This is a genomic window from Bacteroidales bacterium (genome assembly GCA_016709865.1).
GTDB lineage: Bacteria > Bacteroidota > Bacteroidia > Bacteroidales > VadinHA17 > LD21.
The window spans coordinates 576,790-597,012 of record JADJLX010000005.1; the positions used below are offsets into that span (position 1 = coordinate 576,790).

General features: G+C 38.7%; 18 protein-coding genes and 1 tRNA gene. 4 read left to right on the top strand and 15 right to left on the bottom strand.

The window, feature by feature from the left end:
- Window positions 1-12: 12 nt before the first annotated feature.
- The 10 genes from IPJ16_11075 to IPJ16_11120 all read right to left on the bottom strand — a co-directional run bounded on the left by IPJ16_11075 (window position 13) and on the right by IPJ16_11120 (window position 10,309).
- Window positions 13-783, bottom strand: a complete 771-nt coding sequence (locus IPJ16_11075; GenBank protein ID MBK7627713.1) for an SH3 domain-containing protein — start codon at window positions 781-783, stop codon at window positions 13-15.
- A 3-nt stretch (window positions 784-786) separates the two neighbouring features.
- Window positions 787-2,598, bottom strand: coding sequence for a protein BatD (locus IPJ16_11080; protein MBK7627714.1), 1,812 nt, complete (start codon window positions 2,596-2,598; stop codon window positions 787-789).
- A 15-nt stretch (window positions 2,599-2,613) separates the two neighbouring features.
- Window positions 2,614-3,315: a tetratricopeptide repeat protein gene (locus IPJ16_11085; protein MBK7627715.1), complete on the bottom strand. Its 702-nt coding sequence runs from the start codon at window positions 3,313-3,315 to the stop codon at window positions 2,614-2,616.
- A gap of 63 nt (window positions 3,316-3,378) precedes the next feature.
- A complete protein-coding gene (locus IPJ16_11090; GenBank protein MBK7627716.1) occupies window positions 3,379-4,413 on the bottom strand; it encodes a VWA domain-containing protein in 1,035 nt (344 codons plus the stop codon).
- 16 nt (window positions 4,414-4,429) lie between these two features.
- The gene (locus IPJ16_11095; GenBank protein MBK7627717.1) at window positions 4,430-5,413 is read right to left on the bottom strand and encodes a VWA domain-containing protein; all 984 of its coding nucleotides are present in this window, start codon (window positions 5,411-5,413) and stop codon (window positions 4,430-4,432) included.
- A 5-nt stretch (window positions 5,414-5,418) separates the two neighbouring features.
- The gene (locus IPJ16_11100; protein MBK7627718.1) at window positions 5,419-6,399 is read right to left on the bottom strand and encodes a hypothetical protein; all 981 of its coding nucleotides are present in this window, start codon (window positions 6,397-6,399) and stop codon (window positions 5,419-5,421) included.
- 4 nt (window positions 6,400-6,403) lie between these two features.
- Window positions 6,404-7,267, bottom strand: coding sequence for a DUF58 domain-containing protein (locus IPJ16_11105; protein ID MBK7627719.1), 864 nt, complete (start codon window positions 7,265-7,267; stop codon window positions 6,404-6,406).
- Between the two features lie 11 nt (window positions 7,268-7,278).
- Window positions 7,279-7,680 carry a hypothetical protein gene (locus tag IPJ16_11110; GenBank protein MBK7627720.1) on the bottom strand — a complete coding sequence of 134 codons (402 nt, stop codon included), beginning with the start codon at window positions 7,678-7,680 and terminating at the stop codon, window positions 7,279-7,281.
- A gap of 10 nt (window positions 7,681-7,690) precedes the next feature.
- Window positions 7,691-8,686, bottom strand: coding sequence for an AAA family ATPase (locus IPJ16_11115; GenBank protein MBK7627721.1), 996 nt, complete (start codon window positions 8,684-8,686; stop codon window positions 7,691-7,693).
- A gap of 432 nt (window positions 8,687-9,118) precedes the next feature.
- Complete coding sequence (locus tag IPJ16_11120; GenBank protein MBK7627722.1) at window positions 9,119-10,309, bottom strand: DUF4105 domain-containing protein; 1,191 nt, start codon at window positions 10,307-10,309, stop codon at window positions 9,119-9,121.
- A 33-nt stretch (window positions 10,310-10,342) separates the two neighbouring features.
- Here IPJ16_11120 and IPJ16_11125 point away from each other — a divergent pair, with 33 nt between their 5' ends.
- From IPJ16_11125 to IPJ16_11140, 4 genes are all read left to right on the top strand, one after another.
- A complete protein-coding gene (locus tag IPJ16_11125) occupies window positions 10,343-11,734 on the top strand; it encodes a hypothetical protein (GenBank protein MBK7627723.1) in 1,392 nt (463 codons plus the stop codon).
- A 19-nt stretch (window positions 11,735-11,753) separates the two neighbouring features.
- Window positions 11,754-12,851, top strand: a complete 1,098-nt coding sequence (locus IPJ16_11130; GenBank protein ID MBK7627724.1) for a hypothetical protein — start codon at window positions 11,754-11,756, stop codon at window positions 12,849-12,851.
- A 73-nt stretch (window positions 12,852-12,924) separates the two neighbouring features.
- Window positions 12,925-13,713, top strand: coding sequence for a hypothetical protein (locus IPJ16_11135; protein ID MBK7627725.1), 789 nt, complete (start codon window positions 12,925-12,927; stop codon window positions 13,711-13,713).
- Window positions 13,714-13,741: 28 nt separating this feature from the next.
- Entirely contained in the window at window positions 13,742-14,383 is a 642-nt protein-coding gene (locus IPJ16_11140; protein MBK7627726.1) for a site-2 protease family protein, read from the top strand.
- A gap of 27 nt (window positions 14,384-14,410) precedes the next feature.
- Here the strand turns inward: IPJ16_11140 and IPJ16_11145 are convergent, their stop codons facing one another.
- From IPJ16_11145 to IPJ16_11165, 5 genes are all read right to left on the bottom strand, one after another.
- Window positions 14,411-14,674, bottom strand: a complete 264-nt coding sequence (locus IPJ16_11145) for a hypothetical protein (protein MBK7627727.1) — start codon at window positions 14,672-14,674, stop codon at window positions 14,411-14,413.
- A 95-nt stretch (window positions 14,675-14,769) separates the two neighbouring features.
- Window positions 14,770-14,843 (bottom strand) — tRNA-Arg (locus IPJ16_11150).
- Window positions 14,844-15,216: 373 nt separating this feature from the next.
- Window positions 15,217-16,992: a 3-isopropylmalate dehydratase large subunit gene (locus tag IPJ16_11155; protein MBK7627728.1), complete on the bottom strand. Its 1,776-nt coding sequence runs from the start codon at window positions 16,990-16,992 to the stop codon at window positions 15,217-15,219.
- A gap of 82 nt (window positions 16,993-17,074) precedes the next feature.
- The gene (locus tag IPJ16_11160) at window positions 17,075-18,886 is read right to left on the bottom strand and encodes a 3-isopropylmalate dehydratase large subunit (protein MBK7627729.1); all 1,812 of its coding nucleotides are present in this window, start codon (window positions 18,884-18,886) and stop codon (window positions 17,075-17,077) included.
- Between the two features lie 54 nt (window positions 18,887-18,940).
- Window positions 18,941-19,822: a helix-turn-helix domain-containing protein gene (locus tag IPJ16_11165; GenBank protein MBK7627730.1), complete on the bottom strand. Its 882-nt coding sequence runs from the start codon at window positions 19,820-19,822 to the stop codon at window positions 18,941-18,943.
- Window positions 19,823-20,223: the final 401 nt, after the last annotated feature.

Here is a 20,223-nt window from a genome sequence, read left to right on the forward strand (position 1 = left end):
GTTGCAATAAGGTTAAATAATATTGAGACTATTTACCGGTACCCACCCTTTATTCCCGTCAGAAAGACGTATTTCATACCACTCGCCTACTTCATCCTCGATAGTAACTTTTGTTCCATCGTGGAGCACGAAAAGGTCAGTTCCGCTATTGTCAGGTGAGCTTTTTCCGCTTACTAACGGACTGATTATAATTGCTCTGTGACTATCGTAAACAAGACTTTTATTTCTAAGGGCAAATGAAAGTGAAGATACTGAAAGAAGGAAAAAAATCATCGCCATCCAGAATCCGGCGACTTTAAACCTGTATCTTGATGTGTAGATATAGAGTGATAGCAATAACAGAGAGAGAATGAAACAAACAAGACTAAAAACTGCCCAGGTATTTGCTGCCACAAGCAGCGAAACGTAATTATACCACCTGACAAAAAACAGTTCAGGTATCTCCTGAAACCTGTCCACAATAAGAGTTCGGGCAATCTGGAGATTATAGTTGATATTCTCATCAGAAGGTTTGAGAAGCCAGGCCCGCTCAAAAAACAGAATAGCCGACGGAATGTTATTCATCTTAAAATATGCATTCCCAATATTGTAACTGAGGTTTGCGGAACGGTAACCTGTATTATACAGATCAAGCCAGTAATCAAGAGCTTCCTGATAATTTCCTGATGAAAAGGAAGTTACTCCCTGGTCAAACTTTGCCTTACCTGTTTCCTGAGATAATGCAAACTGTGATAACAGGGAAGTAAATGCAATTATTATAATATATCTGAAAATGACTTTCATTGTTTAGCCTATTGAGTTTTCAACTGACTTTATAAACTGGGTTGCCCCCTCAAATATCGATTCAGCTTCAGTTCCTGATGATGATGGGGAGAATCTGGCGAATTCGCAGGTATCGAGAATATGATTCAGGTTCGTTATCCTCTCATCATTGATTCCCCTCTCATTGAGTGTAGAAACAGCATTTGTACGTGTCAGTTCTGATACCGGAATGTTAAGTTTATCACTCAGATAGCCCCATAATGCTTTAAGAATTTCCTCATAGAATTTGTCCATCTCCTTATTCTTAAGACAGACTGATGCTGAATGAAGTCTTTTTACAGCTACTTTTCCGGCCTTTCTGTTTCTTACTAGTGACAGGTCAGAGTTTCTTCTTACATGCTCTCTTCTCAGAAACAGAACAAGGAAGAATGCGAAGATTGCAAATGCATAAGCACTATAGAATGACCGCGATGAAGTGAGAAGCAGTCCTGGTTTATCGAGCCTGCCAGACTCATTTTTAATGAATCTTATATCTTTTCCAAGATACTTTACATCTTCTTTAGAAACCCCGCCGTAAACAGTAATCCCGGTATTTTGCTCATCGCCTTTTCTGGCATGAAAATGGAATTCTGAGGTAGTAAGCGTTTCATACTTTCCTGATGAAATATTATAATATGAATATGTTACCGGCGGAATTGTAAAATCACCATAATGACGCGGAATAAGCAGATATTCAAAAATCTTTTGCCCTGATGATCCTTCTGCTCCGTTTTTAATTGATTCTGAGACCTTCGGATCGTAATTTTCTATATCAGGCGGCAATTTAAGCAGTGGTGTCGGAGCTATCTTGAGATTTCCGCTTCCATTAATCGTAATCCTTAAAGTAACCGCATCATTTACATTAACAGAATCCTTATCAAGTGTTGCCTTAAGACTGAGTTTACCAACTATACCTGAAAAATCAGCTGGCTTGGTCCCCGGCAGAGGTTTTACTTTAACTTTTAGTGTCTGACTTGCAATTGCCTTAGGTACAGTCTGATATTGAGTAAAGAAATCACCAAAGAAGGGATCTGACTGTGCAGATTTTTGCTGAATAAGCACCGAAAGCTGGACGGGATCAATTGTTACTTCACCTGTAATCTGAGGGTAAAGAAGAAACTGCTGGACGATTCCTGTTCCATAAATAGAACCATTTACTGTTTCCTGCTGAAGCGAAGTAAGTGGCGGTGTTTCAATATCAGTTTTAAGGAACCCGTTAAATGAAGGGAATTTTATTTCGTTGATACCTGACAGATTAACCTTTGTGAATAATTTCACAGTAGCAACTATATGTTCACCCAGGTATACCTCTTTTCTGTTAAGGGAAAGGTTTACGAAGACATCTCCTCCTGATGAGCTGATACCTTCATTATCTGTCTTTGAAGTACTGCTTTGAGTTGCAATCTGATTCGGAGTTGTGCTGGAAATTACTTCGATGTACATTGAATCTGATCTGTACTCCTTGTTTTTAAGCGTAAATACAGCTGGCGGAATCACAAATTTTCCCTCATTTACAGCCTGGAGATAATAAACATATGTATAGGATGTCTGAGTAGACATCCGGTTATTAATTATCTGTGTACTTGAACTGTATGACTTTTGGGGTCCCATTAACTTGACAAATCCTGTGAACGGAGGAAATGCTACTTCCCCGCCTCCTGCATTAACGGTCCACATAACACTGAACTGCTGTCCTGCCGTAACTACTGCAGGGTATTCAGCTTTCAGCACAATATCCTGAGCTGTAATGCTGGCGGATATTATGATAAGTAGCTGAATTAGAAGTGCTTTTTTCATTTTTACCTGATCAAATTACCAGTTTTTAACTGTTTTAACCTTTGCTTTGGCAGCTTTTGCAAGTTTAACTTTTTCCTGAACATTCTTTTCATCATTTGCCAGAGCATTCAGAAGTCTTTGTGCATCATCTTTCGAGATACCCTGCTGTTGTTGCTGCTCCTGCTGCTGCTTATCCTGCTCGTCCTTTTTATTCTGCTCTTTCTGCTGATCCTGGTTTTTATCGTCCTGCTTCTGCTGATCCTTTTTGTTGTCTTCTTTATCCTGGTCCTTCTTATCCTGATTCTGCTGCTGCTGTTGCTGTTGCTGTTGCTGCAGAAGGTCCTGAGCATAGGCAAGGTTGTACTTTGCCTCTTTACTCGCGGGATTCAGTTTCAGGGAGCTTTTATAAGCTGCAATGCTCTCCTCGATTTTCTTAGCCTGCAACAGCGAATTACCCAAATTATAATAACCGGCTGACTTTTTATCCTTGTCCTCATTCAGGTTTATGTTCTCAATAAACTGTTTACCAGCATCTTCAAACTTGTTCTGTTTATACAGAGCATCACCTATATTAAATACTGCCTCGGGAGATATCTTATTATTATCTATTGCTTTCCTGTATGAGATTTCTGATTCTGCAAAATTAGTTTTTCCATACTCCCTGTTCCCCTGTCTGATGTATTTTTTATCAGCCTGGGCATTCAACACGACAGAAAATATCAGGAAGAGGCAGCTCATAAGAAATATGCTGAGATTTCTGTTTGATATGTTTGACTTTCTGATCATTTCAGGAACAATAAATTAAACCTTAAATTTAAATAATCTTATATCAGCCAGCTTTCTGTTTTTCCTGTCCATAATGAGAAAATCGAACAGCAACAGAAAAACAGCCAACGCTGCAAAGATCTGGAACTGATCATTATATTCAGTATACATAGTGCTTTCGAGTTCCTGATCTTTCATTTGTCTTATCTCGCTGAATATTTCATCCAGTCCAATATTAGAGTTGCTGGCCCTAACATAGGTTCCGTTAGCACTCACTGCAACTTTCTTAAGGATATCCTCGTCAAGTTTTGAGATTACAGTGTTGCCCTCAACATCCTTGAGAAAATCCCTTCTGCCGTTTACAATCACCCTCACCGGTACTCCTTCAACAGATCCTATTCCGATTGTATGGATTACAATACCAGCTTTTGCTGCTTCTTCTGCCATTGACACAGGATCGTCTTCATGATTCTCACCATCGGTGATTATCACTAATGCTTTACTTTTTTCCTCTCCCGGACTAAACGATCTCATCCCCAGGTTTATTGCTGCTCCTATAGCAGTTCCCTGCTTGGGAACCATGTCGGGATTGATTGTTGAAAGGAACATTTTTGCTGAAATATAGTCTGTTGTTACAGGAATCTGCGTATATGCGTCACCAGCAAAGACTATAAGACCTATTTTATCGTTGCTCAGATCATCAACAAGTCGCGAAATTGCCTGCTTCGCCCTTGTAAGTCTGTCTGGCTGGATATCTTCAGCAAGCATCGAATTGCTGACATCCAGTGCAATAATTACTTCGACCCCCTGCTTTTTAACATCTTCAAGTTTTGATCCGAACTGTGGTCTCGAAAGCATTATTACTGCAGCTATGAAAGCAACAGACTGAATTATAAATTTTATAAGCGGTCTCGATTTTGACATTTCCGGAACTAGTGTCCCGACCAGTTCGATATTGCCCAGTTTTTTTAATGCCCTCTTCTTTCTTATATCATTAATAATATACAGCAATACAATAACCGGAAGCATAAGCAGCAAGTACAGGAAATCCGGGTTTGCAAATCTGAACAATTGCATATATTGTACTTTATGTAAGGTTTTTAAACAGAGTATTTCTTATCAGAATTTCGAATGCAAGCAGGCAGAATGCAATCAGTGCAGGAAGAAAATATTTCTCTTCCTTCCGGTTGAACTGCCTTACATCGATTTTCGATTTTTCAAGCTTGTCAATCTCATTATAAACCTGTATAAGCTTGTCATTATCAGTAGCTCTGAAGTATTTTCCTCCTGTTGTCGCAGAGATTTCTTTAAGCACTGCCTCGTCTATCTCAACAGGCATGTCCTGGTATTGGATGCCGTAGGGAGTCTGAACCGGATATGGTGCCATACCCTGGGTACCAACACCAATTGTGTAAACTCTTATTCCGTATGTCTTTGCAATACCGGCGGCAGTTACAGGAGCTATTTCTCCCCTGTTATTTACTCCGTCTGTAAGGAGTATAATGACTTTGCTTTTTGCTTCGGAATCCTTAATTCTGTTTACAGATGTTGCCAATCCATTACCAATTGCAGTTCCATCTTCTATCATACCGCTCTGTATCTCGCGCATAAGGTTTATCAATACTGCATGATCAGTTGTAAGCGGACACTGAGTGAAGCTTTCACCGCTGAAAACAACAAGTCCGATACGATCATAAGGTCTGCCCGAGATGAATTCAGTTGCAACATTCTTTGAAGCTTCAAGCCTGTCTGGCCTGAAATCCCTTGCAAGCATACTGCCTGAAATATCGAGAGCCAAAACGATATCAATTCCTTCAGTTGAGATGTCCTGGAACCTGTCAGTAGCCTGGGGACGGGCAATGATTACAATAAGCAAGGCAATGGCTATTGTCCTGAAAGCAAACAGTATATGACGCAGATAATATCTGAATGTTATTCCTGCATTTGCAAAAGGATCTAACCCTGGCACTCTGAGTGAAGCGTTTGCTCTCTGCTGCTTAAAAATATAGAAAGCTACCATGGCAGGTATTACTATCAGAAGATAGAGGAATAGAGGTTCAGCAAATGTTATTCCTTTCATACTTTGCCCTCCTCTGTTTTAAGAGCGCCTGCTTTTTCCTCAGCGACTCTAAATTCCTCTTTTGTAACCTGTACAAAATCCCACGAATTCTGAAAATGGATATCATTCTCAGCTGGCTCAGGATTATACTTTGCAAATTTTACAAGATCTGCTCCGCTGAGTATGGTTCTGAGCTGATTATAATGCGCATCCTTTTTAAAACCAGTTTTAACCAGTGCTTCAAGTGTCTCAGCAGTTGTGAGTTCGAGAGAGAATACGTTGTACCGGTTTTCAAGGTATTGCCTCAGTATCTCTGTGAGCCTTGTATAGTATAGTTTTATCTCGCCTTTCTGCCAAACCTGATCGTCTCTTAATCTTTCCAGTTCGCGGAAAGCGATTATGTGAGCAGGTTCCCTGATAATAACTTCTTCAACTCCTGTTTCTTTCTTACGGAATTTCTTTACCAATCTTAGTCCGTACCAGATAAGTGCTGCCAGCAATGCTGCAGCAAGTACCCAGGGTATAATTTCCCCTATTGTTACCGGTGCCCTGTAGGGACTTATTATATCATATATTTTTGCTGTTGAATCAGATGGAGCAATCTTCACTCTCATCACTTCAAGCTGTGAATAGTCAGAGTAAAACCGCTTTATTCCTTCCTCGTTTTTTAATTCGGCATATACAGGCGGAACCTGATAATAGCCGGAATCAAAGGAAGTTATAAGATATCTTTCTGTGATTTTTAGTCTTCCATCTCCACCCTGAGCAGTATCAAATAATGGTCCCGACAAAATCTCAATATTTTTCATCAGGGAATCCTTAAAAACAGGGAGTGTAAGTTTGAGATTTGCGGGTTGTTCTACGGTGACGGTATATTTAATCTGATCACCGATGTATATACGCGCTGAATCGAACGCTGCGCTGACAGTAACATTCTGACTGAATGACGCCGGTGTAACTGCCAGAAAGAATGATATGTATAAAACCAGTCTCTTCATTTTCTTATCTGCTCTCAAACAGTTTTATCAGAGGTTTTACATAATCCAGATCAGTTCTCAGCTCTGAAGAGTCGACCCCGCATCTTTTAAATATATTCCGTATCATCATTATATGAGCTTCCCACCAGTCACCGTATGCTTTCCTTGTAGCTTTAGATGATGTGTCGACCCATTTCTCAAACCCTGTCTCAGCATCAGCAACCTTTATAAGTCCTATATCCGGGATTGCAGTTTCGGCAGGATCATAAATCTTTAAGGCAACTATATCATGTTTGTTTGATGCAATTCTGAGTGCTTCTTCAAAATCAGGAACAATGAAGTCAGATATGATAAAAGCAGTGCACCTCTTTTTAATTGCATTGGTCAGAAAGCGCAATGGCTCGTCGAGGTTAGTCTTGCTGCTCTCCGATTTGAAGTCAAGAAGCTCGCGGATAATCCGAAGAATATGTTTTCTGCCTTTCTGGGGCGTGATGAACTTTTCAACCTTATCGGAAAAGAAGATTACTCCGATCTTATCATTGTTAAAAATTGCTGAAAATGACAACACAGCAGCAACCTCTGTCATCAGGTCCCTTTTGTAACTAACTGATGTCCCGAAGTTTCCCGATCCACTCACATCAATGAGCAGCATAACCGTCAGTTCCCTTTCTTCTTCAAAAACCTTTACATACGGATGATTAAATCGAGCTGTTACGTTCCAGTCAATACTTCTTATATCATCACCGTACTGATATTCCCGTACCTCACTGAATGCAATACCTCTTCCCTTAAACGCGCTGTGGTACTCCCCGGCAAAGATATGTCTGCTCAGACCCCGGGTCTTAATCTCAATTCTCCGTACTTTCTTTAATAATTCAGTTGCTTCCACGTTACAACAGATTATTTAAGTGGCTTTATAGTTATAATTGAAGACCATTGTTCATCCTTTATTTCTATCAGATAATCAATGCCATTCTTTCTGTCAATCCAAATGTTTTCACCATTTTTCTTACAATTGGTGTTGAACTCTTTGATTTTTTCAGCTTTGGTAACCGAGTCGCAAATTATTCTGATACTCCTGCAAATTGAATCGGTGCCAAGAAAGAACAATAATGTTTGAGTCTCTGAATTATCAGTGTATTTCAGATAGTTAAATCTGTCATTGTTTACTTTGTTGAAACTCATATTTCCTTTATTATCTTTCATATACTTTCTTATTTCAAAATCTTTATAGCCAATCAGATTCTGTCCTGACAAAAATCCAGAAAGAGTTAAAAACACAAAGAGCAGGAAGATTTTCATAAGAGACTCATTATGGAACCTCAACAACATTAAGAATTTCCGTAATAATGTGGTCCTGAGTTATATTTTCTGCTTCTGCCTCATAGGTAAGACCGATCCTGTGCCTCATAACATCAGCACAAATTGTTCTGATATCTTCAGGTATAACATATCCTCTTCTTCTTATAAAGGCAAAAGCCTTTGCTGCCAGAGACAAATTAATTGAAGCTCTGGGAGATGCTCCATACGATATCATGCTTTTGAATTTCGGCAATCCAAATTTTTCAGGATATCTGCTGGCAAAGACAATATTAAGAATATAGTTTTCTATTTTCTCATCCATATACACCTCTCTGACAACATTCCGTGCCCTTGTGATGTCATCAATTTTCAGTATACTGCTGGCTTTAGGAAAATCTTTTGCGAGGTTCTCCCTGATTATCATCTTCTCTTCTTCAATAGAAGGATAATCGATAACAACTTTCATCATAAACCTGTCTATCTGAGCTTCAGGAAGAGGATAGGTACCCTCCTGCTCAATAGGGTTCTGAGTTGCCAGCACAAGAAATGGTTCTTCAAGCTTAAAAGTTGATTCGCCGATTGTAATCTGCCTTTCCTGCATAGCCTCGAGCAGGGCGCTCTGCACTTTTGCGGGAGATCTGTTAATTTCATCAGCCAGAATGAAATTTGCAAATACCGGCCCTTTCTTGACTATAAACTCTTCTTTTTTCTGACTGTAGATCATTGTTCCGATAAGGTCAGCAGGAAGCAGGTCGGGTGTAAACTGTATTCTGCTGAATTTTGCATCAATAATTGACGCCAGCGATTTTATGGCAAGTGTCTTTGCCAGTCCGGGAACTCCTTCAAGAAGTATGTGGCCATTTGCCAGAAGTCCGATTAAAAGGCTGTCGGTCAGGTGTTTCTGTCCGACAATAACCTTATTCATCTCCATTCTGATTATATCGACAAAGGCACTCTCCTTTTCAATTTTCTCATTCAAAATTCTGATGTCAGCAGTTTGCTCCATAGCTCAAAAATTTAAGTAGCAAATATAGTAAATCGTCTATCAATTATTATATGTAAAACTGTTTCTAAAATTAACGTACAAAAGAAGCACACCTAAATATAAAAAAGTGTTAACAAGGTTTTAAACTTTTGTTAAATGAATGCGCTCGCATCTGATAATGAAATAGCAATATGAGTTTGTTTTTAAAAATCCTGCTCTACCTCGGAGATCCTTCGCTAGCGCTCAGGATGACATGTCATTTTGGGATTATTTTTGGAATGAAGTGGCGATTCGCAAGTTATATTTGGCATATTCATCGATTTTTATGCGAATCGCCACTTCATTCCCCCATCATACCCAGATCCGTGTGTTATCCCGAGCCTCAGCGAGGGATCTCCTGCACTTTGAATCAGGCTTTCACCAAAATGAGTTTCAATTTTTGATGCCAGATACTTATAATTGTGGTTTCTCTATTGTAATCGGGTTCCACTCAAAACCACCTTGTACTGAACTTCGTACCAGGAGGATCAGAACCAGCGGAATGAATGAAAGATCAAATGATTGGGGTAGTATAAAATGAATTACCAGGAATATGGCAGAGATATAAAAAACCAGTCTGAACCATATGGTTTTGCCTATATTAAGAAAGATCGATAAAAGTGCAATCAAAATGAACGGGTTCAGCCAGAGTATATTAAGGTTCAATTTCATCTGCTGATGATCGGTGAAAAAGTTGAAAAAGATCATAAGCACAGCAAGAACAGAAAAAACAAAGAAGACAATCACATCAAATATGTTATTGGCCTTCAGGCTTTTTATCCTGGCGGAAATAATAAGTATTATTAAAAGAAGCAGTGTAAAAACAACAACAGGCGAGATAAGAAAATTCTTTTTGACTACAGGAATCTCAAAATCGATAATTGTTTCCGGATTCTTAAGTAATGGAATCATCTTTCCATCTCTGTTTACAACTGCCTGCGACAATTCTTTCTTTAAATCAAGCGGAAGGAACATCCTGTCGCGATAGAGGGCTTTCTTATCGCCGGGAGAACCCATTATGAGATTAATACCAAACTGGAGCCAGAGATACGGAGCCTGGTATTTACCAACCATCTCTCTAAAGGTAGGAGGCTTTTCTGTTTCGACGGGGGGATACAACAGCTTTGCTCCTATTGCTTTCTCAAGGAGGTCCCTGATTCTGGTTGAACAGTCGTCATAAAAGAAATCATATCTGTAACTTCTGTTCTCAGGTTTTAGGTTCTCATTAATAAAAGACAATAAATGTGCAGTTTCTTTTGAAGTGATATTAAGCTCCTGCGACTGTACAAATCGCTTTTCATAGATGTATCCCTGCACAAATCGCTCAAGAGGATCGCTGTCAAGAAGATAATCGAGCCTGCCTTTAGCAAATTTCCAGGCAAAATTCGGTGTACTAAAATCAAATACCCCCCAGTTATAGACTATATCGCTGTTTTTTTCAGGAATTACCACCCTAAGGGCGCTGTGCCCGTAAATTGAATATGTTTCAGTTCCTGGTCCGCACGTTAAAAGATAAACTATTGTATCTTTAGCCTGTTGCGAGAAAACACCGGGAAGGTATATCAGGCCGAGTAGCAAGCTTATAATAAATTTCTTTTTCATCATGTAAACTTAAGAGATTTTTATCATATTTCCATAATGCTCAGAATCGTAATATGTATATCAGTTTTATGTATGGCATATCCTGCATTCTCGTCGGATAGAAGTCTTATAGTTAGTAATATCTCAATTTCAGGTAATAAAAAGACCCGATCGAATATAATTCTCCGTGAACTTACTTTTCAGGAAGGCGATACATTATTGAGTTCAGATCTGGAAAAACATACTTCTCGTTCAAGAGAGAATATTCTTAATACTTCGCTTTTCAACTATGTGACAATAAATATCCTGAATAATTCTGATGACAAGCTTGATGTTTTTATAAATGTAGAAGAGCGATGGTACTTCTGGCCTGCGTTGATTTTCAAGTATGAAGACAGGAATTTCAGTGCATGGCTTAAGGCAAAAGATCTTTCTAAAACCAAGTATGGTTTTTCAGTTGAGAAGTTTAATTTTTTAGGAAGAAAACAGAATCTGAGGATCTCATTTTTGTTTGGGTATGCTAAACAATTTGAGATTTCATATAAGAACATTGCATTAGACAGAAACAGAAGACATTTCATTGGCGGGATGGCTGAAATTTCAAGGCAGGATGAGATGATATTCGATACCAGGTATGATGAACCGGTTCTCTTTAAGAGTACATACCAGCCTGTATTTGAGAGAAATAAGTATACCATAAATTATACTTACAGGCCTTTCCTGCATGATTTTCATAATCTGTTCATCAACTATTTTGAATATAAAGTCTCAGACACCATTCTTAAACTTAACTCTGATTTTCTGGCAAAGAACATAAACGAGATGGAATGTTTTACTATCGATTATGTATATACAAAAGATAACAGGGATATAAAGGCGTATCCGCTGAGAGGTTATTATTTTGAGTTGCTTGCAGGACAGACTTTCTCTCAGCCCCTCTCAAAAAAATCATTTTCATCGACTGTTATTATCCCTAATTTTTATAAGTATTTTGAACTCGGCAGCAGGTTTCATTATGCTTCCAATCTTACCTTAAAGTTATCATATAACAGCACCAATTCGTATTTCTATTCAAGGTCACTGGGATATATTTACAACCTTCACGGATTTGAATACAATACAATAGAAGGAGAACATTTCATCATCTTTAAAAATCTGGTTAAATTTACTCTCTTAAAACCGAAAGTTACTGAATTAACTTTCCTTCCCCTGCCAAAATTTAACAAGATACACTATGCTCTGTATTTTAATATGTTTACTGATTGCGGCTATGTATCAAGTAAATACGCATCATCAGAAAACCGCTATTCAAATAAGTTTCTGTACAGTGGCGGAGTCGGGCTGGACCTTGTTACTTACTATGATAAGACATTCAGGGCAGAATATTCAGTAAACGGTTTTGGGAAAGGGGGATTCTATTTTCATCTTACAGCACCAATTAATAAATAATAAAAAATTCCAAAAAGCAATGAAAAAAACAGCAGTTATTCTTTTACTTCTATTACTCACCAATAGTATGGTAATGTGGTCACAGAGCAATCGAAAAACAGTGGTAACAATTAAGGGTGAACAGTTTTTCATTAACAGAAAACCTACCTATGAAAAGCGCTACTGGAATAGTTATAAAATAGAAGGTCTGTTGATGAACTCCAGGATGGTACAGGGTATATTCGATGATTTGAATCCGGAAACCATTCAAAACTGGTCCTATCCTGATACTAAAAAATGGGATCCCGACCGTAATACAAATGAGTTCATAGCCAACATGGAAAAATGGCATAGTTACGGGCTTCTCTCCTTTACTATAAACATGCAGGGAGGAAGCCCTTTCGGATATTCATCTGACCAGCCCTGGAATAATTCAGGCTTCAAAGAAGACGGATCATTAAGGATTGAGTATCTGAACCGTCTTGAGAAAATCCTTGACAAAGCAGATGAATTAGGTATGGTACCAATTGTAGGATATTTTTATTTTGGCCAGGATGAACGGCTAAGTGATGAAAAAGCAGTTATTAATGCCGTTAATAACATGACAGACTGGCTTTTAGACAAAAAATACAGAAATGTACTCGTAGAGGTTAACAATGAATGTAATGTCAATAAATATGATCATGAGATTCTCAAACCACAACGGGTGCATGAACTTATCGAATTGGTAAAGAAAAAGACGAAGAATGGCTACAGATTATATGCCGGAACCAGCTATGGAGGAGGATTCATTCCATTACCTAATGTGGTTAGATCATCCGATTTCATTCTTTTACATGGCAATGGTGTATCTGATCCGGAGAAAATTTCAGCAATGGTTGATAAGACCCGACTGGTTGAAGGATATACAACAAAGCCCATCTTATTCAATGAAGATGACCACTTTGAATTTGATAAGGAGAATAATAACTTCACTGCTGCTGTAAAAAAGTATGCGTCATGGGGTTATTTTGACTACAGGATGAAGGATGAAGTATATGTTGATGGATATCAGAGTGTTCCGGTTGATTGGGGTATTAATTCAAAACGAAAGATTGGGTTTTTTAACCTGTTAAAGGAGATTACCGGCACCAAATAGAAATCAGGTTTTGGTTACTTACCCGTTTTTGTTAGTTTTATACCGTTAAAAAGAACTTTAAAATATTTATCAAATGAAAAAAGTATCAGTATTGCTCATCGGACTATTATCACTCTCAATCATCAGCTGTAAAACAAAAGAAACTTTCCCAATAACTGACCTTCATGTCCACCTGAAAGGTAAACTTACTATTGAAGATGCGGCAAAGAAATCAGTTGCTGAGAATATTCAATATGGCATTGCAGTTAATTGCGGTGTTGGGTTTCCTGTACATAACGACAGTCAGATTGACTCTGTTTTAGCAACATTTAAAGGCTATCCGCAGTTTTTCGTGGCGATGCAGGCTGAAGGCAGGGAGTGGGTAAATACTTTTTCAAAAGAATCAAGGGAGAAATTTGATTATGTATTTACTGATTGTATGACATTTACTGATGAAAAAGGCAGACGTAACAGGATCTGGATGAAAGATGAAACATGGATCGATGATGAACAGCAATTCATGGATTATATGGTAAATACTCTGGTAACAATCCTGAATACCGAACCAATTAATATCTATGTGAATTCAACTTTCCTGCCAGCCCAGATGGCTGACAGATATGATCTCTTCTGGACTCCGGAGAGAATGGACAAAGTTATTAAAGCTGCAAAAGACAATAATATAGCCATAGAGATTAATAACAGGTATAAAATTCCTTCAGCAGCTTTTATCAAAAGAGGAAAAGCAGCCGGCGTTAAATTTACCGTCGGAACTAATAATGCTGACGAGAATTTTACAGGCGCTGAATATGCCCTCGCCATGATAGAGGAATGTGGTCTTAAACAAAGTGATTTCTTTGTGCCTGTAAAAAAGGTAAGATAAATCATTGTAATTATTTAAAGCGGAAAGTTTGGAAAGTTTTGATCTTGCAAGAGTACTTAAGTTTCTTCCAGGAATAGTTATTGGTTTAACTGTGCATGAATTCTGTCATGCCTGGATTGCACATCTGTGTGGTGATTCAACTTCTAAGGATCAGGGAAGAGTTACACTTAATCCGTTGAAACATATTGATTTACTTGGTTTTGTATTTCTTATCTTCGCAGGATTTGGCTGGGCCAAACCTGTTCAGTTCGATGAAAGAAATCTCAGAAATCCAAAGTACGACGTAATTAAGATAGCTCTTGCCGGACCGTTATCTAATGCAGTGCTGGCTATGATTCTCTCTGTTATTTTTTCAATTGTCTCTTCATTTTTGCCTGCATATCAAACATCCGGAATGCAGATCTTATCGGAGGTATTTATTTATGCAATATATATCAACTGGGGTCTTTTTATTTTCAATCTGATACCATTGCCCCCACTCGACGGGTCACATCTCATTTTTTATCAGCTTAGAAGGTTTCCGGCATTATATGATGGATTATATAAATATGGTTCCCTGCTCCTATTCGGACTTCTTATTGCAACAGCAATAACAAAAATTAATTTTCTGCCTATCTGGCCGGCCATACAGTTCCTTGGTGAAGGCTTTCTTTCGCTGGTTGGATATTAGTAGAATGCCAATACTGGGATGATGATTTTAGAATTGCAAAAGATCAAACAGTCTGGAATTTCCTGAAGTAAGCCAGTCTCTTTCTTTGTCTAAAAAGAAATCCGGCAACTTGCAGGGAGTAAGTGCATATTTATTACGGATGATACTTAGTGTATTCTCATCAGTGCACCTTAAATATATCTCGTTATCACGATAAAGAAAGCCAATGCTTTTCTTGTTCATATGATTGAGATCAGTACTTAGAAATTTCTGGAAGACATTCCATATTTCAGTAAGCTTGTAAGTTTCCATCAATTCAGGTATTAATCAATTCTATAAAGCTACGGATTAACCTGACCAATCCTAATTATAAACAAAAAAAGAGAGACAGTTTAATGTCTCTCTTGTGATTCCGGAGCGACTCGAACGCTCGACCCACAGCTTAGAAGGCTGTTGCTCTATCCAACTGAGCTACGGAACCCTTTAACGGGTGCAAAAATACATTATTTTTCAATTTCTGCAACCTGATTCCTTAAAACAGGTAAATATTAAAGTTTTTAAGTACAATAAATCATTCAAACAAATCCTATTTACCTCATTTGTAGGAGATTCCTCGCTGAAGCTCGGAATGACAGGGTAATTGGGAATCAAAGGGGGAAAGAAGTGGCGATTCGTATATTATATCACTGAATATTACGTTATTCCAACGAATCGCCACTTCTTTCCCCTTACTCATAAAAAATATTGTGTCATTCCGAAGCGTAGCGAGGAACCGAGTCCCCGTTGTACGGGACGAGCTCACCGAAGGTAATCTCCAAGGATCAGCAGGTACTTCCATAGAAAATGTCATGTAATTACAAGGATTTCATATAGTTGACCAACCCTTTCATTTCAATTATCTGTTTTAGCTTATCAGGGAGCGGTTCAAAATGAAATTTTTCTGTTCCAATACTAATATCCCCGCTTTCAAAATTAATTCTGATATCGGTGTCTGGCCTGTAGGCTTCAACTGCTTCTTTATGTACAATAAGCACCAGGCCCTGGTTAATTGATGACCTGAAGAATATTCTGTTCACAGATTTTACGATAATTGCTTTAACACCGGCATGTGCAAGTCCGACAGACGGATGCTCCCGTGAACTGCCGCAACCAAAATTTTCACCTGCAATGATTATGTCGCCTTTCTGAACATTTTTGCTGAATGCCGGATCGAAATCAGCAAAGAGAAGGGGCATAATAGCCTCGGGATCAGTACTGAGCACATTGTAGGTGTGCTTGCCGGCAAACATCTGATCGGTATTCAGGTTATCAACATCAGAGTAATTCCAGACACTTCCATTTTTTCTGTTCTCCCCTGATTTAATCTCAAATGTTTTACTCTGTGTTATTTTATAAGGATAGTGTTCTTTTCCAGGCTTTTCCCTTGGGTCAGTTATTGTACCAGTAAGAGATGAGTGTGCTACAGTTGCTGGTGAAGCAAGAAATATCTGAGCCTCCTTATTACCCATTCTGCCGGAGAAGTTACGGTTGGCTGTAGAAATAACTGTATGTCCGTTTGCCGGTATTCCCTGACCGGTACCCAGACATGGTCCGCATGAGGGAGTAAGAACATTTGCCCCGGCTTCAACAAATGCTGATATAAGGCCCTCTTCAATTGCCTGCAGAAAAATCTTACCCGATGCCGGTATTACATTAAGTTGAAATCCATCCCTTATGTTTTTGCCTTTTAAAATGCCGGCTGCAATCCTTAAATCCTCAATTCGCCCGTTTGTACAGGTACCTATAAGGCCTTCATGCACAACTGTATCTGCAACCTGAGCAACAGATTTTATGTTATCGACATTATGTGGTGCAGCTACCACCGGGAAAATCTCATCGAGATTAATCTCTATCTCACTGAAATATTTTGCACCGCTATCTGACCAGACACCTGCTTCTTTCCTGTTAAGAAAGCTTTCAAGCACTTCATCAGCAGGGAATACAGCATTTTTTGCACCCATTTCGGAAGCAAGGTTTGCAATTGTCATGCGGTCGGAGATGTTGAGAGTCTTAACTCCGTCACCGTGATATTCGATTGACATATAATTGGCACCATCTGATCCTATCATTCCAATTATCCAGAGGGCAAGATCTTTTGCAGAAACATCTTTGCCTAATCTCCCTGTCAATGAAATTTTTATTGATTCAGGCACACGGAACCAGGTTTCACCTCTTTTCCAGATTCCGGCAGATTCAGTACGATCGATACCTGCCGCAAATGCATTGAATGCGCCTGCTGTTGAAGTATGGCTGTCGCTGCCTACGATAAGCATTCCTGGCTTAGAGTGATACGACATAATCTGATGACAGATTCCTTTTCCGGCATCGTAAAACTTTTTAATACCCTGTTTGGTCACAATATCCCTTATTTCCTGGTACTGTGTAGCAAGTTTTGCATCAGCAGGCGGGGCATTGTGGTCAAGGACAACAAGCAGCTGGTTGGGATCAGAGATACTGCTTCCTCCCATTTTCTGAAAGGTCTTATATATACTTGACGAATTATCATGGGTAAGTATAAGATCAGGTCGGGCAAAAACAATGGATCCAGCAGGAGCTTTGAATATTTTTTCTGCGAAGGTTTGGGGTTTCATTTATTATCATTTAAGTGTACATTAATAAAAGGCGCAAAGGCACAATGGCACAAAGGCTTAACGGCTTAATGGCCTGTAATATCTATTTGCCAAGCAGGCCACCTTTATTATAAATTTCAAACTGAACTGACGAGAATGGTTCGGCTTTGGTTGATTTATTGTTATTCAAATTATGCAATTCTCCTGTCAGCAGATTAATCCTTAGTAAATCACCATCTTTTAGTTCCAGTGTAGATATGGTGTCACATGAGATAATTGGGAAAGAAGCATTGATGGCATTCCTTTCATAAATAGCTCCGAACGATTCGGCTATAATAGCCTGAATACCAAGCGATGCAAAGCAATCAACAGCCTGTTGCCTGGAGCTGCCGCAGCCAAAGTTCTTACCTGATATTACAATGTCTCCCGAATTTGCTTTTTTTGAGAACTCTTCAAAGCCTTTCATGTTATCAAAGGTATATTGACCCATTTCCTTCAGATCGGTTATAGCCAGATACCTGTTATGGAAGATCATATCTGTGTCGATATTATCTTTTTGAATCATCCAGACTCTTCCTTCAAGAACAGAATTTTTAGCCTCAGTTCTGTTTTCATTCACTGCAGTTTTATGTACCTCAGATGCTTTCGCGGGTTTAACAAACAAAGCAGGCGCATCAGGAATGTTATCAGGTGTTGTGATGTAACCGGCTATTGCTGAAGCAGCAACTATTTCAGGTGATGCTAAATAGACACTTCCTTTTCCCTGCTTGCCCGGAAAATTTCTGTTTCCTGTGCTGATAGTAATTTCTCCCGGACCATTCTGACCAACCTGTCCGGCTGCACAGCCAGCACAGCCCGCATTAGATATCAGTGCACCAGCTTTCTTAAAAATGTCAATAAGTCCTTCATTAAGGCATTGTTTCCATATTTCATCAGTAGCCGGTACAATTTTAAGAATAACACCGGGAGCAACTTTCCTGTTCTTAAGGATTACTGAAACCTTTCGCATGTCGCTTATCCGGCCATTTGTACAACTGCCAATAAATGCTGAATCAATTTTCTTTCCACTAACCTCTTTAATATCAACTGTATCGTGCGGTTCACCAGGCCTCGAAACCATTGGTACAAAGTCTGATACATTTATATTAAATGTTTTTTCATATGTAGCATCAGGATCTGCAAATACAGGGATAAATTTAGCCAATGACCTTTTGGAACAGTATTCAATTATTTCTTGTGATGGAGGAAAAAGTATAATTATAGCTCCCATCTCAGTAGCCATTGATGAAATTGTGATTCTGTCATCAAGACTGAGATTTTCTGCAGATGGACCATCGATCTCAATAGAGTATCCCAGAAGTGAGTTAGCTCCGAAAATCTTAAGAAGATTCAAAACGACATCTTTAGAGCTGACATTTTGAGGAATTTCTCCCTCAAGGTTAATCCTTACAGAAGGCGGCACCTTAAACCACACCTTTCCATTATGCCAGGCAGCTGCGATATCCATGTCGCCCATACCCTGCCCGAACGCACCCACTGCTCCAAGGATATTTGCATGAGAATCAGTTGAAACCGCTGTTGCACCGGGATATACATATCCCTCCTCAATTAACAAATGGGTGCCTATTCCGGCATCAATATCATATACCTTTATTCCATTCTCTCTGGCAAATAGCCTGCATATATGCTGATTCACAGCGTATTTCTGGTCTGATCCGGTTGGATTGCAGTCAAAAGTAAAAAGAGTCTTTTCAGGATTTTCTATTGATAGGCCGTGATCCTTTATGTTTTTAACAACATTTGCACCTCCAAAATCGCGTGAAGCCCTTGCATCGATGATGATATCAACAATTTGACCCGGCGACACAGTACTCTGAACAGAATGTGCTGCAAGTATTTTTTCAAGCAAAGTCATTGCCATAGTCTGATAATTAATTGTTAAATATTCCGGGATGGAATATTTCTGACATTATTTAAATTGAGCCCGGTAATCGCGGGGTGATATTCCCTCTGTTTTCCTGAACTGTTTATTAAAGTTGGAAATGCTGGCAAATCCGCATTCCATTGCTATATCATGAACCTGATATTCTGTTTCGCGCAACAGGTAGCATGCCTTGTTTGTCCTTACCCGGTTGAGGTATTCTACAAATCCTGCCCCGCAATTTTTCTTGAAATATCTGCTAAAAGCAAACGGACTCATCTTAGCAATTTTTGCAATTTTTTCGAGCGATATAGGTTTGAAATAGTTTTCCCTTATAAATGAATAGACATCAGTCATTCTTTTATTTCCTCTTTCATCAAAAGCAAGCTTGTAATTCTCGCTGCACAGATATCCTTTTTTCTCTGATGAGATAAGTATCCGGATAAGATTAAAGAAATCGATCATCTTATCTATACCTTTATTATTAGTCATCTGAAGCAGATATTTCTCAGCTTTTTTTGCATCCTCAATTGAAAATACAATACCTCTTTCAGCATCATTCAAAAGTCCTTTAAATCCCTGAAATTCGTGTTGCGACAATAATGCATCGCCCAGTGAAGAGATCTTAAAATGCACCATTATTCCATGTTTTTCAGGCATTGTATTGTTCTGGCGATAATAATTCCAGCAATGCGGGATATTGCCTGCAATAAAAACCATATCATACTGGTCGAATAACTCAACACTGTCACCAATTATCCTTGTCCCGTTACTTTTTATATTAAGAACCAGTTCATATTCAGGATGAAAATGCCAATAGCCTCCCGGATCTGCAATATAGGTGGCACGGAATCCTCCGCCATCATCGTAAAGTATCTTTTCAAGTTCTGCTACCATTAAATTTGTATAGTTTTGTCCTGTTGCTATCAAATTTAAGCAATATTTTCCCAATAATACACATGAAAAAATTACATATTTTTTTTAATATTATTTTGATTAAATGATTTTTTAATATAAATTTGTTACCAAGCTCATGCTATTGGTATTAAGAGGAGATGAGCAAGGGTAGGGAGTGAAAATCAACAGGATTGTATTGCAGACATTGACTTTCACATCAGGAACCTGAGGAATAGCGCCAGCTTACCATGGTTCCATCCTTTTATCAGACAGTAGACACGGGAATTATCTCATTAATAAAACCCGCTCCTGATTCTCACAACCACCCTTTCTCCTCTTATTTTTTTTGTCTAATATTTCCCTTCTATATATCTTTAACAACTGTTAACCTTTGTGTAAATTATTGATATACAATAAATTAAATTGTTGTGGCA

Coding starts and splice junctions, on each gene's coding strand:
- IPJ16_11155 (MBK7627728.1), bottom strand. CDS start 16,992: ATGAAACCCCAAACCTTCGCAGAAAAAATATTCAAAGCTCCTGCTGGA.
- IPJ16_11130 (MBK7627724.1), top strand. CDS start 11,754: ATGAAAAAAACAGCAGTTATTCTTTTACTTCTATTACTCACCAATAGT.
- IPJ16_11145 (MBK7627727.1), bottom strand. CDS start 14,674: ATGGAAACTTACAAGCTTACTGAAATATGGAATGTCTTCCAGAAATTT.
- IPJ16_11080 (MBK7627714.1), bottom strand. CDS start 2,598: ATGAAAAAAGCACTTCTAATTCAGCTACTTATCATAATATCCGCCAGC.
- IPJ16_11085 (MBK7627715.1), bottom strand. CDS start 3,315: ATGAGCTGCCTCTTCCTGATATTTTCTGTCGTGTTGAATGCCCAGGCT.
- IPJ16_11120 (MBK7627722.1), bottom strand. CDS start 10,309: ATGATGAAAAAGAAATTTATTATAAGCTTGCTACTCGGCCTGATATAC.
- IPJ16_11115 (MBK7627721.1), bottom strand. CDS start 8,686: ATGGAGCAAACTGCTGACATCAGAATTTTGAATGAGAAAATTGAAAAG.
- IPJ16_11160 (MBK7627729.1), bottom strand. CDS start 18,886: ATGACTTTGCTTGAAAAAATACTTGCAGCACATTCTGTTCAGAGTACT.
- IPJ16_11075 (MBK7627713.1), bottom strand. CDS start 783: ATGAAAGTCATTTTCAGATATATTATAATAATTGCATTTACTTCCCTG.
- IPJ16_11100 (MBK7627718.1), bottom strand. CDS start 6,399: ATGAAGAGACTGGTTTTATACATATCATTCTTTCTGGCAGTTACACCG.
- IPJ16_11125 (MBK7627723.1), top strand. CDS start 10,343: ATGCTCAGAATCGTAATATGTATATCAGTTTTATGTATGGCATATCCT.
- IPJ16_11135 (MBK7627725.1), top strand. CDS start 12,925: ATGAAAAAAGTATCAGTATTGCTCATCGGACTATTATCACTCTCAATC.
- IPJ16_11110 (MBK7627720.1), bottom strand. CDS start 7,680: ATGAAAATCTTCCTGCTCTTTGTGTTTTTAACTCTTTCTGGATTTTTG.